The following is a 21767-nucleotide window of genomic DNA, read 5'->3' as shown; positions in this document are numbered from 1 at the left end:
CACCGGGCCGCGTCCCCCACCAGCACGCTCCCCCGAGCGGGAACCCGGTACCGGTGTACCGTCCCGTCCATGACCGACGTCCGCAGCCGCACCCATGCCCAGGCCGTCGACGCAGCGATCGAGCTCTTCACCCGCCAGGGCTACGAGCAGACCACCGTCGAGGAGATCGCCGACGCCGCACAGGTCAGCCGTGCCACCTTCTTCCGCCGTTTCCGCTCGAAGGAGGACGTGGTCTTCGCGGATCACGAGCTCCTCCTCGACGAGGTGGTCGTCATGCTCGCGGGGACCCGGCCCGTGCCCGACGCCGCGGGGAACCTCGTCCCGGACCCGGCCGTCGACCCGTACCTCGAGGTCTGCCGCGCCGCCCGGCTCGTGTTCGACCACCACGTCGGCCAGCGCGAGACGTCGCTCGCGCGCCACCGCCTGCTGCAGCAGGTGCCCGCGCTCCGCGACCGCGAGCTCGTGACCACGCACCGCTACGAGCGTGCGTTCACCGCCTACCTGCGCGACGCCCTGCCGCCCGACGCGCGGCGCTCCACCGCGTCCATCGCGTTCGCCGCGTCCGTGGTCGCCGTGCACAACGCGCTCCTGCGCCGCTGGCTCCGCAACCCGGAGCAGGACCTGCGCCCGCAGCTCGAGGAGGCGTTCGCCGAGCTGCGCCGCGCCGCGGCCGGGCGCTTCACCGCCGACGACACCGCCGGCACCCCGGCACGCGGCACCGGCACGACCGACGGCCGCCGCGTCGTCGTGACGGTCGTGGACGCCGGCGCGAGCGCAGCAGACGTCGCGGACGACGTCGCCCGCGCGGTCCGCGACGCCCTCGCCTGATCCCGACCCCATCGCGAGATCGGTAGGACGGCGCGAGACCGGTCGTTCAGAGAACCGATCTCGCGCCGTCGGACCGGTCTCGCGTCGACCTGCCGATCTCGAGACCGTCTTCCCGCAGGGCACGAGCGCGCGGGGAATGCCCGGGTAGCATCGGCCGTTGCAGAACGCAGTACGCACGAACGTGCTCCGGGGTCGGTGCAATTCCGAGCCGGCGGTGACAGTCCGCGACCCGCGCCCTATGCGCGGTTGACCTGGTGGAACTCCAGGACCGACGGTGACAGTCCGGATGGGAGGAAGCACGTGCGGCGCGGTCGTCCCCGAGGGGACGGGTCCGTCGAGCACTCGACGAGCCCGCACCCGCGGAGGTCCTCCTCGCCGTGGTGAGCGACGGCGTCGGCGGCCCGCACGGGTCCCACGACGCCCCGCCCGCCCTCACCCCGGAGCCTCGTGCCCGGGAAGGACGAGGGACGAGCGATGGACCTGATGGCGCTGTTCGACGCGCAGCTCACGATCGGCGACCAGCACCTGCTGTGGCGCGAGATCGTCGGCAACGGGTTCGGCCTGGCATCGGCGCTGGGCGGCATGCGGCGCAAGGTGTGGGCGTGGCCGGTGGGCATCGTCGGCAACCTGCTGCTGCTCACGGTGTTCCTCGGCGCGGTGTTCGCGACGCCCAACCCCGTGAACCTGCTCGGCCAGGCCGGCCGCCAGGTCATGTTCGTCATCGTCTCCGTCTACGGGTGGGTGCAGTGGCGCCGCACGCAGCAGCGTCTCGGTGACGCGGACGCCGACAGCCACGGCGTGAGCGTCGTCCCGCAGTGGGCGACGGCGCGGCAGCGGATCGCCCTCGTGGTCGCCCTCCTCGTCGGCACCGCCGTGCTCACTCCCGTGTTCCGCGCGCTCGGCTCGTTCGAGCCGGTGTGGGCCGACGCCTGGATCTTCATGGGCTCGCTCCTCGCGACGTACGGCATGGCCAAGGGCTGGGTCGAGTTCTGGCTGATCTGGGTCGCGGTGGACATCGTCGGCGTGCCGCTCCTCGTGTCCGCCGGCTACTACGCGTCCGCGTTCATGTACGTGTTCTACGGCGCGTTCACGCTCGTCGGGTTCTTCGTGTGGTGGCGGATCAACCGGCGCGCGACGGCCGAGCAGCTGGCCGCCGGCGCACCCGCCTGACCGCACGGGCGCGAGCGACGCCTCAGTCGTCCTCGAACAGCATCGTGTCCGACGGCGCGACCCGGTACGCGCCGAGCGTCGGCTCCGCGCACACCGCGTCGACGAGGGCGTCGCTCCCGCCGAGGTAGGCCGCGGACGCATCGACGTCCGACCCGACGAACCAGGACCTGTCCTCGGGCCACCACAGGCTCGGTGCCTGGCCGTGGTGACGGAACGCCGCGACGTCGGCCAGCGTGCCCGTCCACAGATGGTGCTCGCGGTGCGGGAGCAGGAGCATCGGCGCCACCGGTCGTTCGACGAGCGTCGGGGCGAGCTGGTCCCACGCCTCGGCCTGCGCGGCGGCGATCTCCTCCTCGCTCGGCCGCGGCTCGTCCTCCGCCCAGCCGACGAGCACCCCGATCCCCGAGCTGTGGCGCGGGTCGGTGCCGTGGTCGTAGAGGAACGAGAACCCCGTCCACAGCCCGGCGTGCACCGGCTGGACGCCGGTGAACGGTTCGAGCACGTCGACCAGGACGTCGAGCGGCGCCGGGCTGCCGTCCTCCGTCGCGTACAGCAGAGTCCCGTGCGCCTCGGGGAACGGGACGCACGCGTACGCCGCGTAGCCCCTCGGGACCGTGCCGTCGACGCGCGGCCCGAAAGGCCCGAGCCGCTCCGCGATCCAGGCACCCGCCGAGGCGTCGTCGTCCCACGTCACCATGCGGCGACCCTACGCCGGGGAGGCGTCGCACCCCCGTCCTAGACTTGCGGGCGTGAGCTTCCTCTACGAGGAGCGCGCCGCATCCTCCCCCGCCGTCGACGTCGTGTGGGCCACCGTGGACCTCACCGACGGGACCTATGTCGCGTCCGCGGACGCCCGGTGGGACCTCGTCTTCACCGTCCACGCGGACACCCGCCGCGTCCTGCTCTCCGGACCGTCCTCGAAGCCGACGCCCGTCCCGTACCTCGCCGGGAACCACAACCTCGGCGTGCGCTTCTCGTCCGGCACGTACTTCGCCCACGAGCCCGTCGCGACGTGGCGGGACCGCACGGACCGGTTGTCGATGCCGTCGCCCGGCGCCTTCCTGCTCGCCGGGGACCTGTGGCCGTTCCCGTCGGTCCGCCTCGGCGCGACCGACGTCGACCGCCTCGTGGCCGCCCTGGGCGCCGCGGGCGTCGTGCGGCACGACGCCGTCGTCGAGGCGGCGCTCGACGGCGGCGCGGCACGCTGCTCGGTCCGCACGGTCGAGCGTCACTTCGCGCGCGCCGTCGGGATCGCCCCGCGTCGCGTGCGCCAGATCGAGCGGGCGCGCGAGGCGGTCGCGAGGCTGCAGGAGGGCCGCTCGATCGCCGACGTCGCGTACCGGCTCGGCTACGCGGACCAGGCCCACCTCACGCGCGACCTGAAGCGTCTGACCGGGCACACGCCGGGGCGGTCGCGCGAGCGCGGCGAGCCGGTCTGACGGCCAGGGTGTCGCGTCCGTTCAAGACACCGCGCCTGTCCCCCGGTTCGCTGAGGTGGTCACGACCACCCAGAGGAGGACCTGTCATGGGTACCGACGTGGACGTCCGACCGTACGAGATCGCCGTGAGCGCCGAGGAGGTCGGCGACCTCCGGGAGCGGCTGGCGCGCACGCGCTGGCCCGCCGAGCTGACGGACACGTGGGACCGCGGGACGCCCGTGGGCTACGCGCGCCGGCTCGCGGAGCGCTGGCGCACGACGTTCGACTGGCGCGCGCAGGAGGCGCGGCTCAACCGCCTGCCGCAGTTCGTCGCGGACGTGGACGGCCAGCGGATCCACGGGCTCCACGTGCGGTCGACCCGCGCGGACGCGATCCCGTTGCTCCTGTGCCACGGGTATCCCACGTCGTGCGTGGAGTTCGCGCGGCTCGCCCCGCTGCTCGCCGAGCCCGACGGGGACGCACCCGCCTTCCACGTCGTCGCGCCGTCGATGCCGGGATACGGCCTCTCGACGCCGCTGACCTCGCACGGCTGGGACATCGTCCGCACCGCGGACGCCTTCGACCGGGTCGTGCGGGCGCTCGGGTACGAGCGGTACGCGGTCTTCGGCGGCGACGTCGGCGCGGGCGTCGCCGAGCAGCTGTGCCTCGACGCGGGCGACCGGGTCGTCGCGTCCCTCGTGTCGACCGACCCCGGCGCGATCGCGACGGCGTACACGCCGCCGACCGACCACCTGACGCCCTCCGAGGCCGAGCGGCACCAGGCCCTCGTCGCGGCGCGCACCGAGGACTTCGGCAACCTCCAGGTCCAGGCGACTCGCCCGCTGAGCGTCGCCTACGGGCTCACGGACTCACCCGCGATGCAGCTCACGTGGATCGTCGAGAAGTTCCACGAGTGGACCGACCCGTTGCACGACCTCCCCGAGGAGGCCGTGGACGTCGACGACCTGCTCGCCCTCGTGAGCGTGAGCTGGTTCGGTCGGGCCGGCGACGGTGCCGCGAACCTCCTCTACGAGACCGCGCACTCGGCGGCCGCGTGGGGACGCCACCACGACCGCCCGCAGGGCATGACGGCGTTCGGGACCGAACCGCTGATGCGGCGCATCCTCGACCCCGACGGCATGCTCCCGTTCTGGAACGAGCGACCGCGCGGCGGGCACTTCCCGGCGATGGAGCGGCCCGACGACGTCGCCGCCGACGTCCGCGCCTTCCTCGGCGACCCGGCACTGCGCGAGAGCGCCGCGCCGGCCGCGAAGGGCGCTGCCGCGCCCGGAGCATCGTGATACTGCGTCTCGGGTTGACCTGAGACGGGGTATCGGCGCACGATGGAGGGGAGCGGCTGCGCAGGGGGACCCTCCCGGCGGGCCGACAGCCCGTCCGAGCCAGGAGCACCGATGCCCGCCACGCCGATCAAGCCCGGTGTCACCGAACCCGCCTACGACCTCACCACGCCGCTCGACGTCGACTACGCCGGGGCGTTCGCGGACGCCGACGACGCCGACCGTGCGCACCAGCAGCGCGTGCGCGCCTTCGTCCAGGACGAGGTGCTGCCCGTCATCGACGAGTACTGGGAGCGAGCCGAGGTCCCGCTCGACCTCGTCAAGCGCCTCGGTGAGCTCGACCTCCTGCGCGACGGCGTCGACGTCGAGGGCCGCGAGCACGTCAGCCTCATGGGCGCCGGCCTCGCCGCGATGGAGATGTCCCGTGGCGACGGATCGGTCGCGACGATCTGCGGTGTCCAGGGCGGGCTCGCGCTCCGCTCGATCCAGATGCTCGGCTCCGACGAGCAGCGCGCGCGGTACGCGGAGCCCATGGCGCGCGGCGAGATCATCGGCGCGTTCGCCCTCACCGAGCCGACCCACGGCTCCGACTCCGTCTCGCTCGAGACCACCGCCCGTCGCGAGACCCGGGACGGTGTCGAGGGCTACGTGCTGAACGGCGAGAAGAAGTGGATCGGCAACGGCTCGTCCGGGCACATCACGGTCGTGTGGGCGCGGCTCGTCGACGGCGCGGGCGGGGAGGGCGACAACCAGGTCCACGGCTTCGTCGTCCCCCAGGACTCCCCCGGCTACACCGGCACGACGATCACCGGGAAGGTCTCGCTGCGCGCGATCTGGCAGGCGCACGTCGTGCTCGACGACGTCTTCGTCCCCGCCGAGAACGCCCTTCCCGGTGCGCGGTCTTTCAAGGACACCTCGCGCGTGCTGTTCGCGACGCGCCTCGGGGTGGCGTGGGCCGCCGTCGGGCACGCGGTCGCGTGCTACGAGACCGCTGTCGCGTACGCGACGCAGCGCGTGCAGTTCGGCCGCCCGCTCGCGGCGAACCAGATGATCCAGGAGCGCCTCACCCGGATGCTGTCGACGCTCACGCAGATGCAGCTCCTCGTCGCGCAGATGACGCGGCTCGACGAGGCGGGCGAGCTCACGGGCCCGCAGGCGTCGCTCGCGAAGTACACGTGCACGCGCGGCGCCCGGGAGATCGCGTCGAACGCGCGGGACCTGCTCGGCGGCAACGGCATCCTGCTCCGCAACCGCGTCGCGCGGCACTTCGCGGACGTCGAGGCCCTGCACACGTACGAGGGCACGGAGTCCGTGCAGGCCCTCATCGTCGGTCGCGACATCACGGGCGTCTCGGCCTTCGCCTGACCGGGCCGCGCGCACTGCGCGCGCCCCTCACGCTCCCGGCGCCGCGTCGCCCCTCCTCGCGGCGCCGGGCCCTTCCCTCGGCACCTCCCCCGCACTCCCGGACGGATCCCATGAGCAACGACGCCAGCACCCTGACCGACGGCGCAGCCGTCACCCCCGAGGACGAGGTCACCCCCGTCCTCCTGCACGGGGCCCGCACGCCGTTCGCGCGGTTCCGCGGCGCGCTCGCGTCGTTGTCGGCCGCCGACCTGGGCGCGCACGCGATCCGCGGTGCGCTCGCCGCGGCCGGGGTCTCGCCCGAGCAGGTCGACACGGTGATCGTCGGTCAGGTCGTCCAGGCGGGCGCCAAGCAGGGACCCGCCCGCCAGGCCGCGATCCACGCGGGCATCGGCTGGGACGTGCCGACCGTGACGGTGAACAAGCTGTGCCTGTCGGGGCTGACGGCGATCATCGACGCGGCACGGCTCATCCGTACCGGCGAGGCGACGGTCGTCGTCGCGGGCGGCCAGGAGTCCATGACCAACGCGCCGCACCTCGTCGTGGGGTCGCGCGCGGGCTTCGCGTTCGGCGACGTGACGATGGGCGACTCGCTCACGCACGACGGCCTGAACGACCCGTTCAGCGGCGAGGTCATGGGCGAGCTCACCGACCGCGGCTGCGCGACGCGCGGCATCGGCCGCCCCGAGCAGGACGCGTACGCGCTGCGCTCGCACCAGCGGGCGGCCGCCGCCCGCGACGCCGGTCACCTCGCGGAGGAGATCGCCCCCGTCACCGTGCCGCAACGCCGGGGCGAGCCGGTCGTCGTCGCCCACGACGAGGGCGTACGGGCGGACACGACCCTCGAGGCGCTCGAGCGGCTGCGCCCGGCGTTCGTCGAGGACGGCACCATCACCGCGGGGTCGAGCTCGCCGCTGTCCGACGGCGCGGCAGCCGTCGTGGTCGCGAGCCGCGCCTTCGCGAAGCGCAACGGGCTGGACTGGCTCGCGGAGATCGGCGCGGCCGGCCAGGTCGCGGGGCCCGACAGCTCGCTGCACTCCCAGCCGTCGCGCGCGATCGAGGCGGCGCTGAAGCGCGAGGGTCTCGCGGCGTCGGACCTCGACCTCGTCGAGATCAACGAGGCGTTCGCGGCCGTTGCGCTCCAGTCGGTCGCCGACCTCGGGATCGACGAGGACGTCGTCAACACCGACGGCGGCGCGATCGCGCTCGGCCACCCGGTCGGCGCGTCGGGGGCGCGTCTCGCGCTCCACCTCGCGCTCGCGCTGCGGCGACGCGGTGGTGGGACCGGTGCGGCCGCGCTCTGCGGCGGAGGCGGCCAGGGCGACGCTCTGATCCTGCGCGCCGGTTGAACCCTGGCGCGGTTGCGCGCGCGTGCTGAACGACCCTGGTTCATCATGATGAACCAGGGTCGACGCGTTTCGACGGTCAGGTGTGACGTGGATCGCGTCAGCTGGTTGCCGAAACCGCGTCATGGATCGCGCCGGTCGCGGTCTCTCCTCCTGGAACACCGTCCACGACGAGAGGACCGTCATGACCGCCATGACCGAGGCCCTGGGCCACACCGCGCGCCGCGCGACCGCACGGGCACGCCGATCGCACCTGTCCGCCGTCGCGGTCGTCGCCGTCGGCCTCCTGGCCGGCTTCGTCGCCGCCCCGTACCTCCTGGGCTGACCGGAGCCCTTCGCGGGCCGACCAGGTACTTTCCGGGAGGCCCGACCGCACGAGCAGGCCCCGGGACCCGTCGGGTCCCGGGGCCTCGCGCTGCCCGGGGTCACTGCGCCTCGGACGAGCTCTCCCGCGTCGCGAGCGCCGCGTCGAGCCGGTCCAGCAGCTCGACCTGCCCGGTGACCACGAGGCCCCGTGCCGTCGCGAGCGGGAACCAGCCGGCGCGGTCGAGCTCGGGGAACTCCTGCATGCGGCCCGACCGCGGCGGCCACTCGATCGCGAAGGCGTTGCTCACGACCGCCGACACGTCGAGGTCGCCCTCGCGCGCCCATGCCGTGACGAGCTTGCCCGCGCGCTGCCGCACCGTCCCGAGGTCGAGGTCGGGCTCGTCGCTCGGTGGTGCCGGCACGCCGAGCTCCTCGGCGAACTCGCGCAGCGCCGCGGCGTGCGGGTCCTCGCCCGGGTCGATCTCCCCCTTGGGGATCGTCCACGCCCCGGCGTCCTTGCGCGCCCACAACGGGCCGCCCATGTGCCCGAGCAGCACCTCCACGACGCCGTCCCGTTCGCGGTGCAGCACGAGCCCTGCTGACTGCTTCACCTGTCCATTCCTACACAGCCGTGACCGACCTGGCCCGCTGAGTGCTGGGTATCTGTCGTTCACGAGGCCTATGGACGACAAAAACCCAGCCCTCAACGGTGTCGGGGGTGGCTCGTACCGTCGGTGAGGACAGACCGTCCGCAGATCGACCACCCAGGAGGACCAGGATGAGCACCGTCACGCACGTCAACCCGCCGGGGCTGCACACGAACCCGGCGTTCTCGCAGGGCACGATCGTCGAGAGCGGCCGCACGCTCTACGTCGGGGGGCAGAACGGGACCGGTCCCGACGGCGAGATCGTCGACGGCGGGATCGCCCCGCAGACCGCCCAGGCCCTGCGCAACGTCCTCGCCGTGCTCGACGCCGCGGGCGCGGGCCCCGAGCACGTCGCCCGGCTCGCGATCTACCTGGCTCCCGAGGCCGACCTCATGGAGGGCTTCGCCGTCGTGGGCGAGGTGTGGGGACCCCACCCGGCCGCGGTGACCGTGCTGCGCGTCGGGATCGGCCGGCCCGGCGCGCTCGTCGAGATCGAGGCGGTGGCCGCGCTCCCCGCCTGAACCGGCAGACCTCGCGCGAGAGCGGTTCTCTCCCGCTAGTGTCCGGGGGTGCCTGCCGACAAGCTGCGACGACGCGCGCTCTCGCGCGCCGCGGTGTACGGCGTCGTGGCCTCCGTCCCGGTCCTCGCGCTGGCCTGGCTCGTGCGGGCAGAGTCGGGCCTCGTGGTCGACGCCGACCGGGCCGCCGTCGCCGCGGCGACCCGGTTCACCGCTCAGCGGCCCGTGCTCGAGCGCGGGCTGCTCGTGGGCCAGGAGGTGCTCGCGGCGCGGTGGCTCAACATCGGCGCGATGGGCGTGTGCGTCTGGGCGTGGCGCCGGCACGGGCTCGCGTCGCGTGCCGCGTGGGCCGCGGGCACCATCTGGGGGGCGTGGGCCCTCGGGCTCGGCGCGAAGGAGCTCGTCGACCGCGCCCGGCCCGTCGTGGACGAGGTCGTCACGACGGTCCCCGGCAGCAGCTTTCCGTCCGGTCACGCGATGAACGCCGCGGCCGTCGGCGTCGCGCTCACCGTCCTCGTCTGGCCGCTGCTCGGCCGCCGCGGCCGCGCGGCGGCGGTCGTCGGCGCGACGACGCTCGGGCTCGTCACTGCCGCCGACCGCGTGCTCCTCGGCGCGCACTACCCGTCCGACGTGGTCGCCGGGCTCCTGCTCGGCGGCGCCGTCGCCGGCGCGTCCGCCGTCGGCTACCACGGATGGACGACCACCCGTCCCCCCGGCACCCCCGGTGCCGCTCCCAGGAACGAGGCCTGATGCACTCCTTCGTGCACCGCTACGAGACCGACACGACCCGGCCCACGGCGAAGGAGGTGCTGCGCGACGTCGGGCTCCGCGCGTTCCTGCCCGGCGCCCTGCTCTGGGTCCTCATCGTCGCGACAGGCTTCCTCGTCACCGGTCCGCTCGGCGACCTCCCGGGCGAGGTGGCGGTCAACCGGTGGCTCGAGGAGCGCCGCACCCCCACGTGGGACGCCGTCACCGACGTGCTCTCGCTGATCGGGACCACGGAGTTCATCATCGGCGGGACGCTGCTCGCGGTGCTGCTCGTGTGGTGGCGGACGCGGCAGTGGTGGTTCGCGATCGTGCCCGCCCTCGCCGTCGCGCTGCAGGCACTGATCTTCCTCACGTCCTCGATCGTCGTGGGCCGGGAGCGGCCCGACGTCTCGCGCCTCGACGAGGCACCCCCGACGTCGAGCTTCCCGTCCGGGCACACCGGCGCGTCGGCGGCGTTCTACCTGACCCTGGCCCTGCTCGCGCAGCGGATCACGCACCCCGTGCTCCGCGTCGTCGTGACCGTGCTGTGCTGCCTCGTCCCGCTGGCGATCGGGTTCTCGCGCCTGTACCGCGGCGCGCACGGGCCGGCGGACGTCGTCGTCGGGCTGGTCAACGGCATCGTCTGCTGCGCCCTGGCCTGGAACTACCTGCGCCGCGACGCGCGCGCGGGCTGAGCGGCCCGGAGCACGACGGCGGGCCCGGTCGTCCTGACCGGGCCCGCCGTCGTCGTCCGGCCGGGTCGCGCGTGGCCACCCGGCCGTCGTCAGCTCACGCGCACAGACCGACCGGGTCCCACGCGCCCCACGTGACGGAGCCGGGCAGCTCGCCCCTCGTCCACCACTGGGCCACGTAGGTCACGCCGGCGCGGGAGACCTTCTGGCCCCCGGTGTAGACGGTCTCGCGCGACCACTCCGCCGAGCACTCGGCGACCTCGACCGCGGGCGCCGTGCCGCACGGGCCGACCTTCTTCCACGCCGAGCTCGAGCCCGGCTCCTGGTTGCGGGTCCACCACTGGGCCTTGTACTCCGAGCCCTCGTGCGAGACGACCTCGCCGCCGGTGTAGACGCCCGTGCCGTACCAGGGCACGGCGCACTCGTCCGCGACGCCCGGGCCTGGCGTCGCCGCGCGCAGCGTCGAGCCGAGCGCGTCGCCGAGCTCGTTGCGGTAGTCGCCGGACAGGTCCCACCACATCGCGCCGCCGTAGCCCTGGGTCGCGACGAACTCGGCCTTGGCGGTGACCGACGTCGGGTCGTCGAAGCTCCACCACTGGTCGCCGTCGTAGCGCCAGCTGGCGCCGATCTCGGGGTCGAAGAAGGCCTCGCCGAACGACCGCAGCTCCGCGTACGTCTTCGTGCCCACGTACCCCGCGGCCGGCTGCCAGCCCTGCGTGCCGTCCTCGACGCCGTACCAGCCGTGGCCGTACGCCGCGAGGCCCGCGTTGACCTGCGACGGGTCCGCCCCGGCGTTCACGTACATGGCCAGCGCGCCGTCGAGCCCGAGGCCCCAGTTCTGGGTGCCGTCGGGGTGCAGGTTGCCCTGGTGACCGGTCTGGTTCGGCACCCAGCCGCCGTGGAAGTCGTAGCCCTGGACGTTGAGGAAGTCCACGACGGCGAACAGGCGCGGGTCGAGCCAGCCGCCCTGACCCGCGTTCCAGCCGCCCGCCGGGGCGAACGCGGTGAGGAGGTAGTCCTCGCCGTCCTGCGCGCCGCGCGCGTCGAGCTCGGCGCGGAACTCCTCCATGAGGAGCAGGAAGTTCTCCTTGTCCTCGGGGCGGGCGTTCGCCGTCTCCCCGCCCGTGACGGGCCACTCCCAGTCGATGTCGACGCCGTCGAAGATGCCGGCCGCGGCGCCCGCGCCGCCCTTGCCGTCGATCTCCGGCAGGTCGCCGTCGATGTAGAGGTCGAGGCACGAGTCGACGAGCGCGGTGCGTCCCTCGGGCGTCGAGGCCGCCTCGGAGAAGTTGTCCGACCAGGTCCAGCCACCCAGGGAGATGAGGATCTTGGTCTCGGGGCTCACCGCCTTGAGCTTGCGGAGCTGGTTGAAGTTGCCCGCGAGCGCCTGGCCGGGCTTGTCGGCCTTGCCGTCCACCGAGTCCGCGGCGGCGACCTCCGCGACGAAGTCGTTGAGCGGGTCGCCCTCGCCCGGGACGTCGGCGATGTCGCACACGAGGTCGGTCGTGACGTTGCCGAAGGCGTAGTTGATGTGGGTGAGGTCCTCGATCGCGCCCGTGCGGACGAGGTCGGCCACCTGGAAGTCGCGGGTGACGCGCGAGTCGGACATGACGTAGCCGACGCTGCGGTAGCCGTTGATGTCGGCCGGGCCGTCGACCGACGCGGCGGGCTTCGCGGTGGGCAGGGATGCTGCGGCCGCGGGCGCGGCGAGCGCCCCCGCGGCGAGGGCGGTGGCGGCGGCGAGCGCCACCCCCGCCGTACGGGATCGGGACCGGCTGGGTGCAGTGTTCACGGGATCACGCCTCGAGGGTCTGGGTGCTGGGGATGATCGATACGACATGAAGGCCTCGTTGCTCTTCGTGCGCCGGACTGGGGCTCCGGGGTTTGTTCGGTCTCCTGCACACTATCGGCCGGCACCCGATTCGGCCAGAGTCCGAACGAAACCATCTCGTCACGGGTTGATGACGTTCGCGTGTCGCAGCCCTCGCCCGATGGGAGCTCCACGCGCTCGGGCTCAGCGGTCACTGCCCAGCGGTCCGCCCCTCAGAGCCCTTGCGCGGTGTGCGCTCGACCGGCGCCGCCGGCACGGCGGGACGCCGGGACGCCGGGACGCCGGGACGCCGGGACGCCGGCATGGCGGCATGGCGGGACGGATCGAGGCCGCGACGAGCAGGAGCGCCGCTCCAGCCCAGAACGCCGACTGTGCGCCGGCCAGCCCGGCGAGACCTCCGGCCGCCAGGGCGCCGACGGCCTGCCCGGCGGTCAGGGCGACGAACAGGGTCGCGGTGGTCCGCCCCGCGGCCTGCGGCCGGAGGATCCCGGCCCAGGCGATAAGGACGCCGCTGAGCGCGGTGTAGGCGCCGCCGAACAACGCTCCCGCGACGGCCGCGACGAGGACGCTCCCCGGCGCGAGGGCGAGAGCGGCGGTGCCGACCGCCGCCGCCCCCGCGGTCACGACCCACGCCCGACGCAGTCCGAGCGCACGGACCGCGTCACCGCTTAGCGCGCCGAGGACCGCGGCCGCTCCGAGCAGGCACCACAGGGCGGCCGTCGTGCGCTCGGGCAGCCCGCCGGTGTCCGTGACGAGGGAGCGCCCGAACGTCCACACTGCGGCACTGCCCGTCCCGGCGACGAACGCGGCGACGAGAGGTCGCAGCATCGTCCTGGCTGCGTCGGTGCCGGCGTCGGGGTCTCGCGCGCCGTCGCCCGCGCCCTCCGGGCCCAGCGGCCACCGGGCTCGCCGGTCGACGACCACCGCCGTGAGCAGCGCGCCGGCCGCGGCGCAGAACCAGACCGGCCGCCACACCGAGGGCGCCGCGAGCGTCGCCGCGCCGACCAGCGCGACGCCGACACCGGTCCCGGCGTTGACCACCGCCTGAGCGCGATCCGCCGACGAGCCTCGGACCGTCGAGCCGACCGCCGCGACCAGGGCGGGCGACGCGGCGCCGGCCGCGCTCCCCGCGACGAGCACGCCGACCGCGAGGCTCGCCGTCGACCAGGACGCGCCGACCAGGAGGGCGCCGGACGCCGCGAGCGCGGCGGCGAACCACAGGGCCACCCTCGGGGACCGCCGGGCCATCGACCGCTGGGCCCACAGCGCGGCCGCGCAGTAGGCGGCGAAGCTGCCGGAGGCGATCGCCCCGGCGGCGGTGGGCGAGAGCCCGAGCTCCGCGGTCAGCTGCGGGAGCTGCAGACCGTATCCGTAACGGACCATCCCGTAGGTCACCGCGATGAACCCGGCGCCCGAGGCGACGAGCCCGACGGGCGTGGTGCTCGTGGGGCGTAACGATCGTTTCACCATAGTGATCGTTACACTACCCACATGGTCAAAGCGGGCGCACGGCGGCCGGCGCGGGAGCGACTGCTCGACGCCGCGGAGGAGCTCTTCTTCCAGCACGGGATCGCCGCGACAGGCGTGGACGCGATCCTGCGGACAGCCGAGGTCGCACCGGCGACCCTGTACGCGCACTTCGCCGGCAAGGACCACCTCGTCGCGGCGTACCTGCAGCGTCGTCACGAGCGCTGGCGCGCCACGTGGGACGACGCCCTCGACCGCTGCGGCGACGACCCCGACGCGCGGGCACTGTCGATCTTCGACGCGCTCGAGACGTTCCAGAACGGCGCGAGCGCACGGGGCTGCGCGTTCCTCGCCGCCGCCGTCGAGGTCACCGACCCGGAGCACCCGGCGTACCGGTGGCTCGCCGCCGACACGCAGCTGCTCGACGACCGGCTGCGCGCGCTCGCCGAGGCCACGGGAGCCGACGACCCGGGCGCTCTCGCCGCCGAGCTCCTCGCGCTCTACGACGGCGCGCTCGCCGCGCGCACCCGCCGCGCGGTGGCGGGTGACGCCGGGCCCGCACTGCTGCCGTGCCGGGCACTCGGTGCCACGGCGATCGCACGCCACCGCGCCTGAAGCGCTCGGACCGTCTTCCGATCCGGTCGGTTCCGCACATGACGAAGGGCCCCACAGCCGCAGAATCTCGCGGGTGGGGCCCTTCGGGTGGCGGTAGCGGTGAGATTCGAACTCACGGTGGACTTTCACCCACACACGCTTTCGAGGCGTGCTCCTTAGGCCGCTCGGACACGCTACCTTCGCCGGGTGCACCGGCCCAGGAAGGATACCTGGTCCGGGCCCCGGACACCGAATCGGCCTCCCGGCTGACCGGGCAGCCGACCGGCAGCCGACCGGTCAGCTGCCCCCGAGCGCCTCGGCGAACAGCGGCACGACGTTGTCGATCGCATACACGACGGCGGTCGGCGTACCGAGCGAGAACGCGTTGGACAGGTCCGTGTCGTCGAACACCACGTAGCGGCCGTCCGCGACGGACGGCACGGTCTGGAACGCGGGCTGCGCCTCGACGTCGGCCGCCTCGAAGCCGATGGGCTGGATCACGGTGAGGTCGGCGTCGAGCAGCGCGACATTCTCGGTGCCGAGGTTGGCGGAGAACTCCTCGCCCGCGGCCTCGTCGATCTCGGGCTTGGTGACGAACCCGAGACTCTGCATGAACTCCCCGCGGCTCGACGACGACACGTACGCCCCGAAGCCCTCGGCCCAGTAGGACCCGATGACGGCGGTCTTCCCCTCGAAGTCGGGGTTCTCCTCGCGCGCGCCGGCGAACGCGTCGTCGACCTCGGCGAGCAGGTCCTCCCCCGCGTCGGCACGACCGAGCGCCTCGGCGATCATCGAGACCTGGTCCTCCATGGGCGCGAGGTACGCCTCGCCGCCCTCGGGGACACCGACGGTCGGCGCGATCTCCGCCAGGCGCTCGTACCGCTCGGGGTCGCCCGACGACTTCACGTCGAGGATGACGTCGGGGTCCAGCAGGGCGATCTGCTCGTAGGAGGGCTCGAGCGTGCCGATGATCTCCGGCGACTCGGTGTACGCGTCGGCGAGCCACGGCCCGACGCCGTCGCCACCGAATGCGAGCCAGTCGCTCGCTCCGACGGGCTCGACGCCCAGCGCGAGCGCCGTCTCGGCGTCTCCCCACCCGAGCGCGACGACGCGCGTCGGCTCCTCGGGGATCTCGACCTCGCCGAACGCGGTCTCGATCGTCACGGGGAACTGCTCGCCCGCGGCGCTCTCCGTGCCCGACGGCGCGGCATCGCCGTCCCCGGTGTCGTCACCGGAGTCGGCGGAGCAGGCCGCGAGGGCCAGCAGCGCGAGGGCCGAGACGCCCGCGAGGGCGGCGCGGCGGGCCGCGGCGGTGCCGCGGTGGGTCAGTGCGTTCATGGTCTCTCTCAGTCCTCGAAGATCTGACCGATGGGCTCGCGCTTCTCGGCCTGGAACCGGTCCTCGGCGCGTCCGTACGCCCAGTAGCCGGACAGGGACAGGTCCGCGCGCGGCACGCCGCGCTCGGCGAAGACGCGGCGGAGCGCCTTCATCGCCTCGCGCTCGCCGTGCGCGAAGACCTGCACGCGGCCGTCGCGCCACGGCGCCGCGCGCACGGCGTCGGGCAGGAGCGTCGTCGTCCCGGCGGGTGCGTCGCCGCGGTGGAGCCACGTGACCTCGACGCCCGACGGCGCGTCGATCGCCTGGGCGTCCGCCTCGGTCGCGACCTCGATCCAGGCCCGCCCGACGGCGTCGCGCGGCATCGCCTCGAGCGCCGCCGAGATCGCGGGGATCGCGGAGTCGTCGCCGACCAGGAGGTGCCAGTCGACGTCCGGGTCCGGGGCGTAGAGCCCACCGGGGCCGGAGAGGACGATCCGGTCCCCCGGCCGAGTGCTCGCGGCCCACGGCCCCGCGATGCCCTCGTCGCCGTGGACGACGAAGTCGATCGCGAGGCGCTGCGTCGCGTCGTCAACCCAGCGGACGGTGTACGTGCGGGTGACAGGAAGGTCCTCGGGAGCGAGCGTCTCGCGCAGCGCCGCGACGTCGTACGGCGGCTCGAGGCCGAGCTCGGGCTTCGCGAACAGCACCTTGACGTACTTGTCCGTGAACTCGTTGCCCTGGAACGCGGAGAACCCGGGCCCGCCGGCGACGACGCGCACCATGTGCGGCGCGATCCACGTCGTCTCGAGGACGTCGAGGACGGTCTGCGGGCGCGCTCGCCGCGGAGCCTGCGTGGGGGTGGTCGACATGCCTGCCTCTCGTCGATGGCCGTCGATGCTTAGGTGAGGCTAACATCACTTCCTGGGCGCTCCGGGCGCCCGACGGATGGCGCGGGTCACAGCCGACCGGCGCCTCGCTCCGGTGAACCCCGGCGACGCACGAGCGAACGGGACTCATACACGCGTCCTGTGCCTCGCACAGCAGGCTCACAGCGGCGAGCGGCGGAATGGACGGGTCAGCAACCACCGCGCTCAGCGCCCCGGCCCCGGAGCCGCCTCGTGTCCCAGCCACTCCTCTACGTCGTCGACCTCGTCGCCGTGACGGTCCTCGCCTTCGGCCTCTACCACCCGCGCCACCGGCGCCGCGACCTCGTCGTCGCGTACCTCGGGGTGAACGTCGGGGTCCTGGCCGTCGCCGCGACGCTCGCCACCAGCACCGTCGGAGCCGGGCTCGGCCTCGGGCTCTTCGGCGTCTTGTCGATCATCCGCCTGCGCTCCACCGAGCTGTCGCAGACCGAGGTCGCCTACTACTTCGCCGCGCTCGCGATCGGCCTGCTCGGCGGTCTCGGCGCCACCACCGGCTGGCTCTCCGTCGCGGGCACGGCCCTCGTCCTGGCGGTCATCGCCGTCGTCGACCACCCCCGCGTCCTGCGCCGGTCCCGCTCCCAGAGCATGGTCCTGGACCGCGCGTTCCTCGACGAGGACGCCCTCGTGGCCCACGTCGAGGACCTGCTCGGTGCACGGGTGCGCGGCGCGAGCGTCCAGCGCGTCGACCTCGTCAACGACACCACGTGGGTCGACGTCCGCTACGACGCGCGCCGCGACGCACGTCGCCCGACCGGCCACCGCGCGGACCGGACGGTCCCCGAGGTCACGACGACCACACCGTCCACGCCGCTCCCGGCCGGCGAGCGCGTGGAGGTGCCGGCGTGACCGCCGCGACCGTGACCACCGGTTCCTCGACCACCGCGCCCGCGGCCCCCGGGGCCCCGACCGCGCACAGGCGAGTCCGCGACGCCCTCCACCCGCTCGACGCCGTCGGCCTCGACGAGCTCGTGACGTCCGCGGCGCTCCTCGCCCGCGTCGACCGGAAGTACGTCCTCACCGTGGACGACGCCGTCGCCGTCCTGGGCGGTCTCGTCACCACGGGCGACGCCCGGGTCCTGCAGATCGACGGCGAGCGCCAGTTCGGCTACGAGTCGGTCTACTTCGACACCCCGGACCTCGTGTCGTTCCACCTCACCGCGACGCGCCGCCGGCGCCGCTTCAAGGTCCGCACGCGGACCTACCTCGACTCCGGGCAGAGCTTCCTCGAGGTCAAGACGCGCGCCGCGCGCGGCACGACGCTCAAGCAGCGCGAGCCGCACCCCGAGGACCCGGCGACGCTGGGCGGCGGCAGCGCGTTCGTCGCCACGACCCTCGCCCACGAGGGCGTGCCGTCCGCGGCGCACCTGCGCCTCGCGCCCGGCCTCGTCTCCCGCTACCGCCGCACCACCCTGCACCTCCCCGGGCCCGACGGCGGGGCGCGCGCCACCGTCGACACCGGGCTCGCGTGGGAGCTCACCACCCTGCCCGACGGCGCACCCGCCACGCGGGCGGTGCCGCACCTGGTGATCGTCGAGACGAAGGGCGGCTCCACGCCGTCGGGCCTCGACCGGCTGCTGTGGCGGCACGGCCACCGGCCCGAGCGGATCTCCAAGTACGGCACGGGGATGGCGCTCCTGCGGCCGGACCTCCCCGACGGCCCGTGGCGTCGCGTCATCCGCCGCCACCTCACCGAACCCTCTTCCACGGTCTCGTGCGCTGCCATCGCGCCGGCCGACCACGACCCCACGCCCCCCGCCCGCACGCGCGGGCACGACGACAGGAGCCTCTGATGCGTATCCGCCGCCCTCTGACCTACCTCACCGCCGCCGCGGCCGCCGCGGTCCTCGCCGGGTGCTCCGTGGCGGGCGGCTCGACGAGCACCGAGTCGACCACCACGGACGCCACGACCACCACGACCGTCGCCTCGACCGCCGTCGCCGGGCTGACCCCGGACGAGGCCCGCGCCGACAACACCGAGGTGACCGCGGACGACACCGACCTCGAGTACGACGCGAGCTCTGCCGTCACCGTGGCGCTCGACGGTGACACCGCGTCGGTCGAGGGCGGGTCGAGCGAGGGCGTGAGCGTCGACGGCTCGACCGTGACGATCACCGCGCCCGGCACGTACGTGCTGAGCGGGACGCTCGACGGCCAGGTCGTCGTGGACACCGCCGACGACGGGCTCGTCCAGGTCGTGCTCGACGGCGCCGACGTCAGCGCCACGGCCAACGCCGCGTTGAACGTCCAGGACGCGGAGAAGGTCGCGGTGGTCCTCGCCGACGGCACGACCAACCGCCTCACGGACGCCGAGACCTACTCCGGCCAGGACGCGGACTCCGAGCCGGACGGCGCGCTGTTCTCCACGAGCGACCTCGTGATCGGCGGCTCCGGCGCTCTGAGCGTGACCTCGGCGGCGAACGACGGCATCGTCTCGAAGGACGGCCTCGTCATCGCGGGCGGCGACCTCACGGTCGACGCGGGCGACGACGGCGTGCGCGGCAAGGACTACCTCGTCGTCACAGGAGGGACGCTCGACGTGACCGCCGCGGCCGACGGGCTGAAGTCCACGGAGGACGCCGACGAGACGCTCGGCTTCGTCGACGTACGCGGCGGGACGATCAGGATCGCGTCCGGCGACGACGGGGTCCAGGCCGTCACGGACGTCGTCGTCTCCGGTGGGACGGTCGACGTGACCACCGCCGGGGGTGCAGGCGAGGCCGTCGCGGAGGACGCGTCCGCCAAGGGCCTGAAGGGTGATGTCGGCGTGGTCGTCGGCGACGACGCGGACGTGACGGTCGACGCCGCGGACGACGGCCTGCACTCGGACGGCGCCGTGTCGGTGTCCGGCGGGACGGTCGAGCTGTCGAGCGGCGACGACGGCGTGCACGCCGACGGCGACGTCACCCTCGCGGGCGGCGACCTCACCGTCCTCACGTCGGTCGAGGGCGTCGAGGGCGCCGACATCACGGTCAGCGGCGGGACGGTCGACGTCACCGCGAGCGACGACGGCCTCAACGCGACCGTCGGGTCGACCACGACGACCGAGGGCACGGCGACCGACCGGGGCGACGCCACGGCGTCGGGCGCGCAGGACCAGGTGCCCCCGGGCACCGACGGCGCGATGCCCACCCCGCCCGAGGGCGCACCGGCGGACGGCGGCACCCCGCCCGAGATGCCGGCCGACGGCCAGATGCCCGAACCGCCGACCGACGGCGAGATGCCGCAGGGCGGCGGCACGGGTGGCGGCATGCCTCAGGGTGGCGGGGCCGGCGGGATGGAGCAGGACGACGGCTCGACGCTGACGATCTCCGGCGGCACCCTCGCGGTCGACGCGGGCGGTGACGGGCTCGACTCGAACGGCACGCTGACGATCTCCGGCGGCGACACGGTCGTCAACGGCCCGACGAACGACGGCAACGGCGCGCTCGACGTCGGTGGCACGTTCGCCGTCTCCGGCGGCACGCTCCTCGCCGCCGGCAGCTCGGGCATGGCGGTCGCCCCGTCCACCGACTCCGCACAGGGCTGGCTCGCGACGGACGTCACCGCGAGCGCCGGCGACACGGTGACGATCTCGGCCTCCGACGGCTCCGATCTCGCCACGTACACGGTCACGAAGGACACCTCGAACGTCGTCTTCTCCTCGGCCGACGTGACGACCGGCGAGTCCTACACCGTCACCACCGGCAGCGCCTCGACCCCGGTGACCGCCGGCGAGTGGACGGGCGGCGGCATGGGCGGAGGCATGGGAGGCGGCCGCCGCGACGACACGACACCGGACACCGACGACGACGCGACCACCACCTCCTGACGACCCCGCGAAGTAGTACCGCAGTCACGCGAGGTAGTACCCGGTCACGCGAGGTAGTACCCGGTCACACGAGGTAGTACCGGGGTCAACGTGACCACAGACCAGGGTGAAGCGATACCAGGAGGAGTAGGTGGGGCGCCGCGTCGTGGCGGGTCTGGCGGATCCGTCGCGAGGGACGAACGGCGCGGATGGTAGACGCGGCGCTCCCACCCCCGACACGCCAGGCGACCACACGCCGTCGGGCACAAGGACCGCGGTACTACCCCGCCTGACCGCGGTACTACCTCGCGCAACCGCGGTACTACCCCGCCTGACCGCGGTACTACCTCGCGCAACCGCGGTACTACCTCGCACGACCGCGGTACTACCTCGCGACGGCGGCGCCGCCAGCCTCGACGCACGGTGCCGAACACCCGGTCCCGCCGGACCGTCGTACCGTGGAAGCGTGCCCGACCCGACTCCTGACCCGACACAGACAGGCCCCACCACCTCCCCCGCGCACGTCGCGACCTCCGCCGCCGACGTGCCGCCGTCGCCGCCGTCACCCGTCCCGACGGTCTCGTCGAGGCTCACGTGGCGGCCGAGCCAGCCGCCGCCGTCGGGCCCGGGCCCGGCACCGCGCACGGGGACCGTCGCGGACGCCGCGGAGCTGCTGCGGGGCCTGCGCGTCACGGCGCTGACCGGCGCGGGCGTGTCGACCGACTCGGGCATCCCCGACTACCGCGGTCCCGACTCGCCGCCCCGCAATCCCATGACGTACCAGCAGTTCGTGCAGGACGAGGCGTTCCGCCGGCACTACTGGGCCCGCAACCACGTCGGCTGGCAGCACGTGCACCGCACGCACCCCAACGCAGGGCACCGCGCGCTCGTGCGCCTCGAGGAGGCGGGCGTGCTCGTCGGTCTCATCACGCAGAACGTCGACCTGCTGCACGAGGACGCGGGCAGCCGCAACGTCATCGACCTGCACGGCCGCTACGACCGCGTGATCTGCCTGCAGTGCGGGCGCGTGGTCTCGCGCGAGCACCTCGCGGAGCGTCTCTCGGCGCTCAACCCGGGCTTCCTCGAGTCGATCGGCGACGTGGGCGACGTCGAGATCGCGCCGGACGCCGACGCCGTGATCGAGCGGACGTCCCACTTCCACCCGGCACCGTGCGAGTTCTGCGGCGGCGTCCTCAAGCCGGAGATCGTCTACTTCGGCGAGAACGTGCCGCGCGAGCGCGTGGAGCGCGCGTACGCGCTCGTCGACGCGGGCGACGCGCTGCTCGTCGCGGGGTCGTCGCTCACGGTGATGAGCGGCCTCCGGTTCGTGCGGTACGCGGCGAAGGACGGCAAGCCGGTCGTCATCGTGAACCGCGGCGCCACCCGCGGCGACCCCCTCGCGACGCTCAAGGTCGAGGCCGGCGTCTCCGAGACCCTCACCGCTCTGGCGGACGCCCTGACCTGACGCCGTCCCGCCGGACGAACGCCCCGACCTCACGCCGACCCGCCGCCA

General features: G+C 74.0%; 21 protein-coding genes, 1 tRNA gene and 1 riboswitch. Of the genes, 15 read left to right on the top strand and 7 right to left on the bottom strand.

The annotated features are described in order from the left end of the window. Positions 1–69: 69 nt before the first annotated feature. Entirely contained in the window at positions 70–828 is a 759-nt protein-coding gene (locus ACZCLJ_RS16180) for a TetR/AcrR family transcriptional regulator (protein ID WP_463104493.1), read from the top strand. Positions 829–1005: 177 nt separating this feature from the next. Continuing rightward, positions 1006–1132, top strand: a riboswitch (FMN riboswitch). Positions 1133–1302: 170 nt separating this feature from the next. Further along, positions 1303–1998, top strand: a complete 696-nt coding sequence (gene pnuC, locus ACZCLJ_RS16175; protein ID WP_251149966.1) for a nicotinamide riboside transporter PnuC — start codon at positions 1303–1305, stop codon at positions 1996–1998. 22 nt (positions 1999–2020) lie between these two features. On the opposite strand, the gene ACZCLJ_RS16170 is transcribed toward pnuC, so the two are convergent. Next, on the bottom strand, positions 2021–2695 hold the full coding sequence (locus tag ACZCLJ_RS16170; RefSeq protein ID WP_463104492.1) for a hypothetical protein: 675 nt from the start codon (positions 2693–2695) through the stop codon (positions 2021–2023). A 52-nt stretch (positions 2696–2747) separates the two neighbouring features. Between ACZCLJ_RS16170 and ACZCLJ_RS16165 the strand changes: the two genes are divergently transcribed. The 5 genes from ACZCLJ_RS16165 (at position 2748) to ACZCLJ_RS16145 (ending at position 7747) form a co-directional block, all read left to right on the top strand. Further along, complete coding sequence (locus ACZCLJ_RS16165; protein ID WP_463104491.1) at positions 2748–3437, top strand: AraC family transcriptional regulator; 690 nt, start codon at positions 2748–2750, stop codon at positions 3435–3437. Positions 3438–3523: 86 nt separating this feature from the next. Next, complete coding sequence (locus ACZCLJ_RS16160; protein WP_463104490.1) at positions 3524–4717, top strand: epoxide hydrolase family protein; 1194 nt, start codon at positions 3524–3526, stop codon at positions 4715–4717. A gap of 111 nt (positions 4718–4828) precedes the next feature. Further along, complete coding sequence (locus tag ACZCLJ_RS16155; protein WP_463104489.1) at positions 4829–6079, top strand: acyl-CoA dehydrogenase family protein; 1251 nt, start codon at positions 4829–4831, stop codon at positions 6077–6079. A gap of 110 nt (positions 6080–6189) precedes the next feature. After that, a complete protein-coding gene (locus ACZCLJ_RS16150; protein WP_463104488.1) occupies positions 6190–7425 on the top strand; it encodes an acetyl-CoA C-acyltransferase in 1236 nt (411 codons plus the stop codon). Positions 7426–7606: 181 nt separating this feature from the next. Further along, positions 7607–7747, top strand: a complete 141-nt coding sequence (locus ACZCLJ_RS16145; protein ID WP_251149960.1) for a hypothetical protein — start codon at positions 7607–7609, stop codon at positions 7745–7747. Positions 7748–7847: 100 nt separating this feature from the next. Here the strand turns inward: ACZCLJ_RS16145 and ACZCLJ_RS16140 are convergent, their stop codons facing one another. Continuing rightward, a complete protein-coding gene (locus tag ACZCLJ_RS16140) occupies positions 7848–8339 on the bottom strand; it encodes an NUDIX domain-containing protein (protein WP_463104487.1) in 492 nt (163 codons plus the stop codon). A gap of 167 nt (positions 8340–8506) precedes the next feature. Here ACZCLJ_RS16140 and ACZCLJ_RS16135 point away from each other — a divergent pair, with 167 nt between their 5' ends. From ACZCLJ_RS16135 to ACZCLJ_RS16125, 3 genes are read left to right on the top strand one after another with little or no spacing between them, the layout of a single operon-like run. Then, positions 8507–8896, top strand: a complete 390-nt coding sequence (locus ACZCLJ_RS16135; protein ID WP_463104486.1) for a RidA family protein — start codon at positions 8507–8509, stop codon at positions 8894–8896. Positions 8897–8944: 48 nt separating this feature from the next. Then, positions 8945–9643: a phosphatase PAP2 family protein gene (locus tag ACZCLJ_RS16130; protein WP_463104485.1), complete on the top strand. Its 699-nt coding sequence runs from the start codon at positions 8945–8947 to the stop codon at positions 9641–9643. Then, positions 9643–10335, top strand: coding sequence for a phosphatase PAP2 family protein (locus ACZCLJ_RS16125; protein WP_463104484.1), 693 nt, complete (start codon positions 9643–9645; stop codon positions 10333–10335). The genes ACZCLJ_RS16130 and ACZCLJ_RS16125 overlap by 1 nt, the downstream gene beginning before the upstream one ends. A 94-nt stretch (positions 10336–10429) precedes the next feature. Here the strand turns inward: ACZCLJ_RS16125 and ACZCLJ_RS16120 are convergent, their stop codons facing one another. Next, positions 10430–12124, bottom strand: a complete 1695-nt coding sequence (locus ACZCLJ_RS16120) for a glycosyl hydrolase family 18 protein (protein WP_463104483.1) — start codon at positions 12122–12124, stop codon at positions 10430–10432. A 222-nt stretch (positions 12125–12346) separates the two neighbouring features. After that, positions 12347–13630 carry an MFS transporter gene (locus ACZCLJ_RS16115; protein WP_463104482.1) on the bottom strand — a complete coding sequence of 428 codons (1284 nt, stop codon included), beginning with the start codon at positions 13628–13630 and terminating at the stop codon, positions 12347–12349. A gap of 24 nt (positions 13631–13654) precedes the next feature. Between ACZCLJ_RS16115 and ACZCLJ_RS16110 the strand changes: the two genes are divergently transcribed. Beyond that, the gene (locus ACZCLJ_RS16110) at positions 13655–14245 is read left to right on the top strand and encodes a TetR/AcrR family transcriptional regulator (protein ID WP_463104481.1); all 591 of its coding nucleotides are present in this window, start codon (positions 13655–13657) and stop codon (positions 14243–14245) included. Between the two features lie 88 nt (positions 14246–14333). Here ACZCLJ_RS16110 and ACZCLJ_RS16105 read toward each other — a convergent pair. The 3 genes from ACZCLJ_RS16105 to ACZCLJ_RS16095 form a co-directional block, all read right to left on the bottom strand. Beyond that, positions 14334–14423: transfer RNA gene (locus ACZCLJ_RS16105), tRNA-Ser, on the bottom strand. A 98-nt stretch (positions 14424–14521) separates the two neighbouring features. Next, positions 14522–15562, bottom strand: coding sequence for an iron-siderophore ABC transporter substrate-binding protein (locus tag ACZCLJ_RS16100; protein WP_463104480.1), 1041 nt, complete (start codon positions 15560–15562; stop codon positions 14522–14524). A gap of 8 nt (positions 15563–15570) precedes the next feature. Beyond that, on the bottom strand, positions 15571–16410 hold the full coding sequence (locus ACZCLJ_RS16095) for a siderophore-interacting protein (RefSeq protein ID WP_463104479.1): 840 nt from the start codon (positions 16408–16410) through the stop codon (positions 15571–15573). A 249-nt stretch (positions 16411–16659) separates the two neighbouring features. On the opposite strand from ACZCLJ_RS16095, the gene ACZCLJ_RS16090 reads away from it, so the two are divergent. From ACZCLJ_RS16090 to ACZCLJ_RS16075, 4 genes are all read left to right on the top strand, one after another. After that, positions 16660–17313, top strand: coding sequence for a DUF4956 domain-containing protein (locus ACZCLJ_RS16090; protein WP_463104478.1), 654 nt, complete (start codon positions 16660–16662; stop codon positions 17311–17313). Beyond that, positions 17310–18257 (top strand): polyphosphate polymerase domain-containing protein, encoded by a 948-nt coding sequence (locus ACZCLJ_RS16085; RefSeq protein WP_463104477.1) that lies wholly within the window; start codon positions 17310–17312, stop codon positions 18255–18257. Before ACZCLJ_RS16090 ends, ACZCLJ_RS16085 begins: the two co-directional genes overlap by 4 nt. Beyond that, positions 18257–20275: a carbohydrate-binding domain-containing protein gene (locus ACZCLJ_RS16080; protein ID WP_463104476.1), complete on the top strand. Its 2019-nt coding sequence runs from the start codon at positions 18257–18259 to the stop codon at positions 20273–20275. The genes ACZCLJ_RS16085 and ACZCLJ_RS16080 overlap by 1 nt, the downstream gene beginning before the upstream one ends. Positions 20276–20924: 649 nt before the next feature. Then, positions 20925–21719: an NAD-dependent protein deacetylase gene (locus ACZCLJ_RS16075; RefSeq protein ID WP_463106417.1), complete on the top strand. Its 795-nt coding sequence runs from the start codon at positions 20925–20927 to the stop codon at positions 21717–21719. Positions 21720–21767 lie beyond the last annotated feature (48 nt).

The sequence above is a fragment of the Cellulosimicrobium sp. So1_17 genome, assembly GCF_055181235.1.
The sequence above is the reverse complement of the archived record's forward strand: the minus strand, read 5'-3'. Positions and strand labels throughout refer to the sequence as shown.

Bases quoted from the DNA above. Each gene is read 5' to 3' on its own strand.
- ACZCLJ_RS16170 (WP_463104492.1), bottom strand. From the start codon at position 2,695: ATGGTGACGTGGGACGACGACGCCTCGGCGGGTGCCTGGATCGCGGAG.
- ACZCLJ_RS16160 (WP_463104490.1), top strand. From the start codon at position 3,524: ATGGGTACCGACGTGGACGTCCGACCGTACGAGATCGCCGTGAGCGCC.
- ACZCLJ_RS16180 (WP_463104493.1), top strand. From the start codon at position 70: ATGACCGACGTCCGCAGCCGCACCCATGCCCAGGCCGTCGACGCAGCG.
- ACZCLJ_RS16125 (WP_463104484.1), top strand. From the start codon at position 9,643: ATGCACTCCTTCGTGCACCGCTACGAGACCGACACGACCCGGCCCACG.
- ACZCLJ_RS16095 (WP_463104479.1), bottom strand. From the start codon at position 16,410: ATGTCGACCACCCCCACGCAGGCTCCGCGGCGAGCGCGCCCGCAGACC.
- ACZCLJ_RS16135 (WP_463104486.1), top strand. From the start codon at position 8,507: ATGAGCACCGTCACGCACGTCAACCCGCCGGGGCTGCACACGAACCCG.
- pnuC (WP_251149966.1), top strand. From the start codon at position 1,303: ATGGACCTGATGGCGCTGTTCGACGCGCAGCTCACGATCGGCGACCAG.
- ACZCLJ_RS16150 (WP_463104488.1), top strand. From the start codon at position 6,190: ATGAGCAACGACGCCAGCACCCTGACCGACGGCGCAGCCGTCACCCCC.
- ACZCLJ_RS16145 (WP_251149960.1), top strand. From the start codon at position 7,607: ATGACCGCCATGACCGAGGCCCTGGGCCACACCGCGCGCCGCGCGACC.
- ACZCLJ_RS16100 (WP_463104480.1), bottom strand. From the start codon at position 15,562: ATGAACGCACTGACCCACCGCGGCACCGCCGCGGCCCGCCGCGCCGCC.
- ACZCLJ_RS16155 (WP_463104489.1), top strand. From the start codon at position 4,829: ATGCCCGCCACGCCGATCAAGCCCGGTGTCACCGAACCCGCCTACGAC.
- ACZCLJ_RS16080 (WP_463104476.1), top strand. From the start codon at position 18,257: ATGCGTATCCGCCGCCCTCTGACCTACCTCACCGCCGCCGCGGCCGCC.
- ACZCLJ_RS16110 (WP_463104481.1), top strand. From the start codon at position 13,655: ATGGTCAAAGCGGGCGCACGGCGGCCGGCGCGGGAGCGACTGCTCGAC.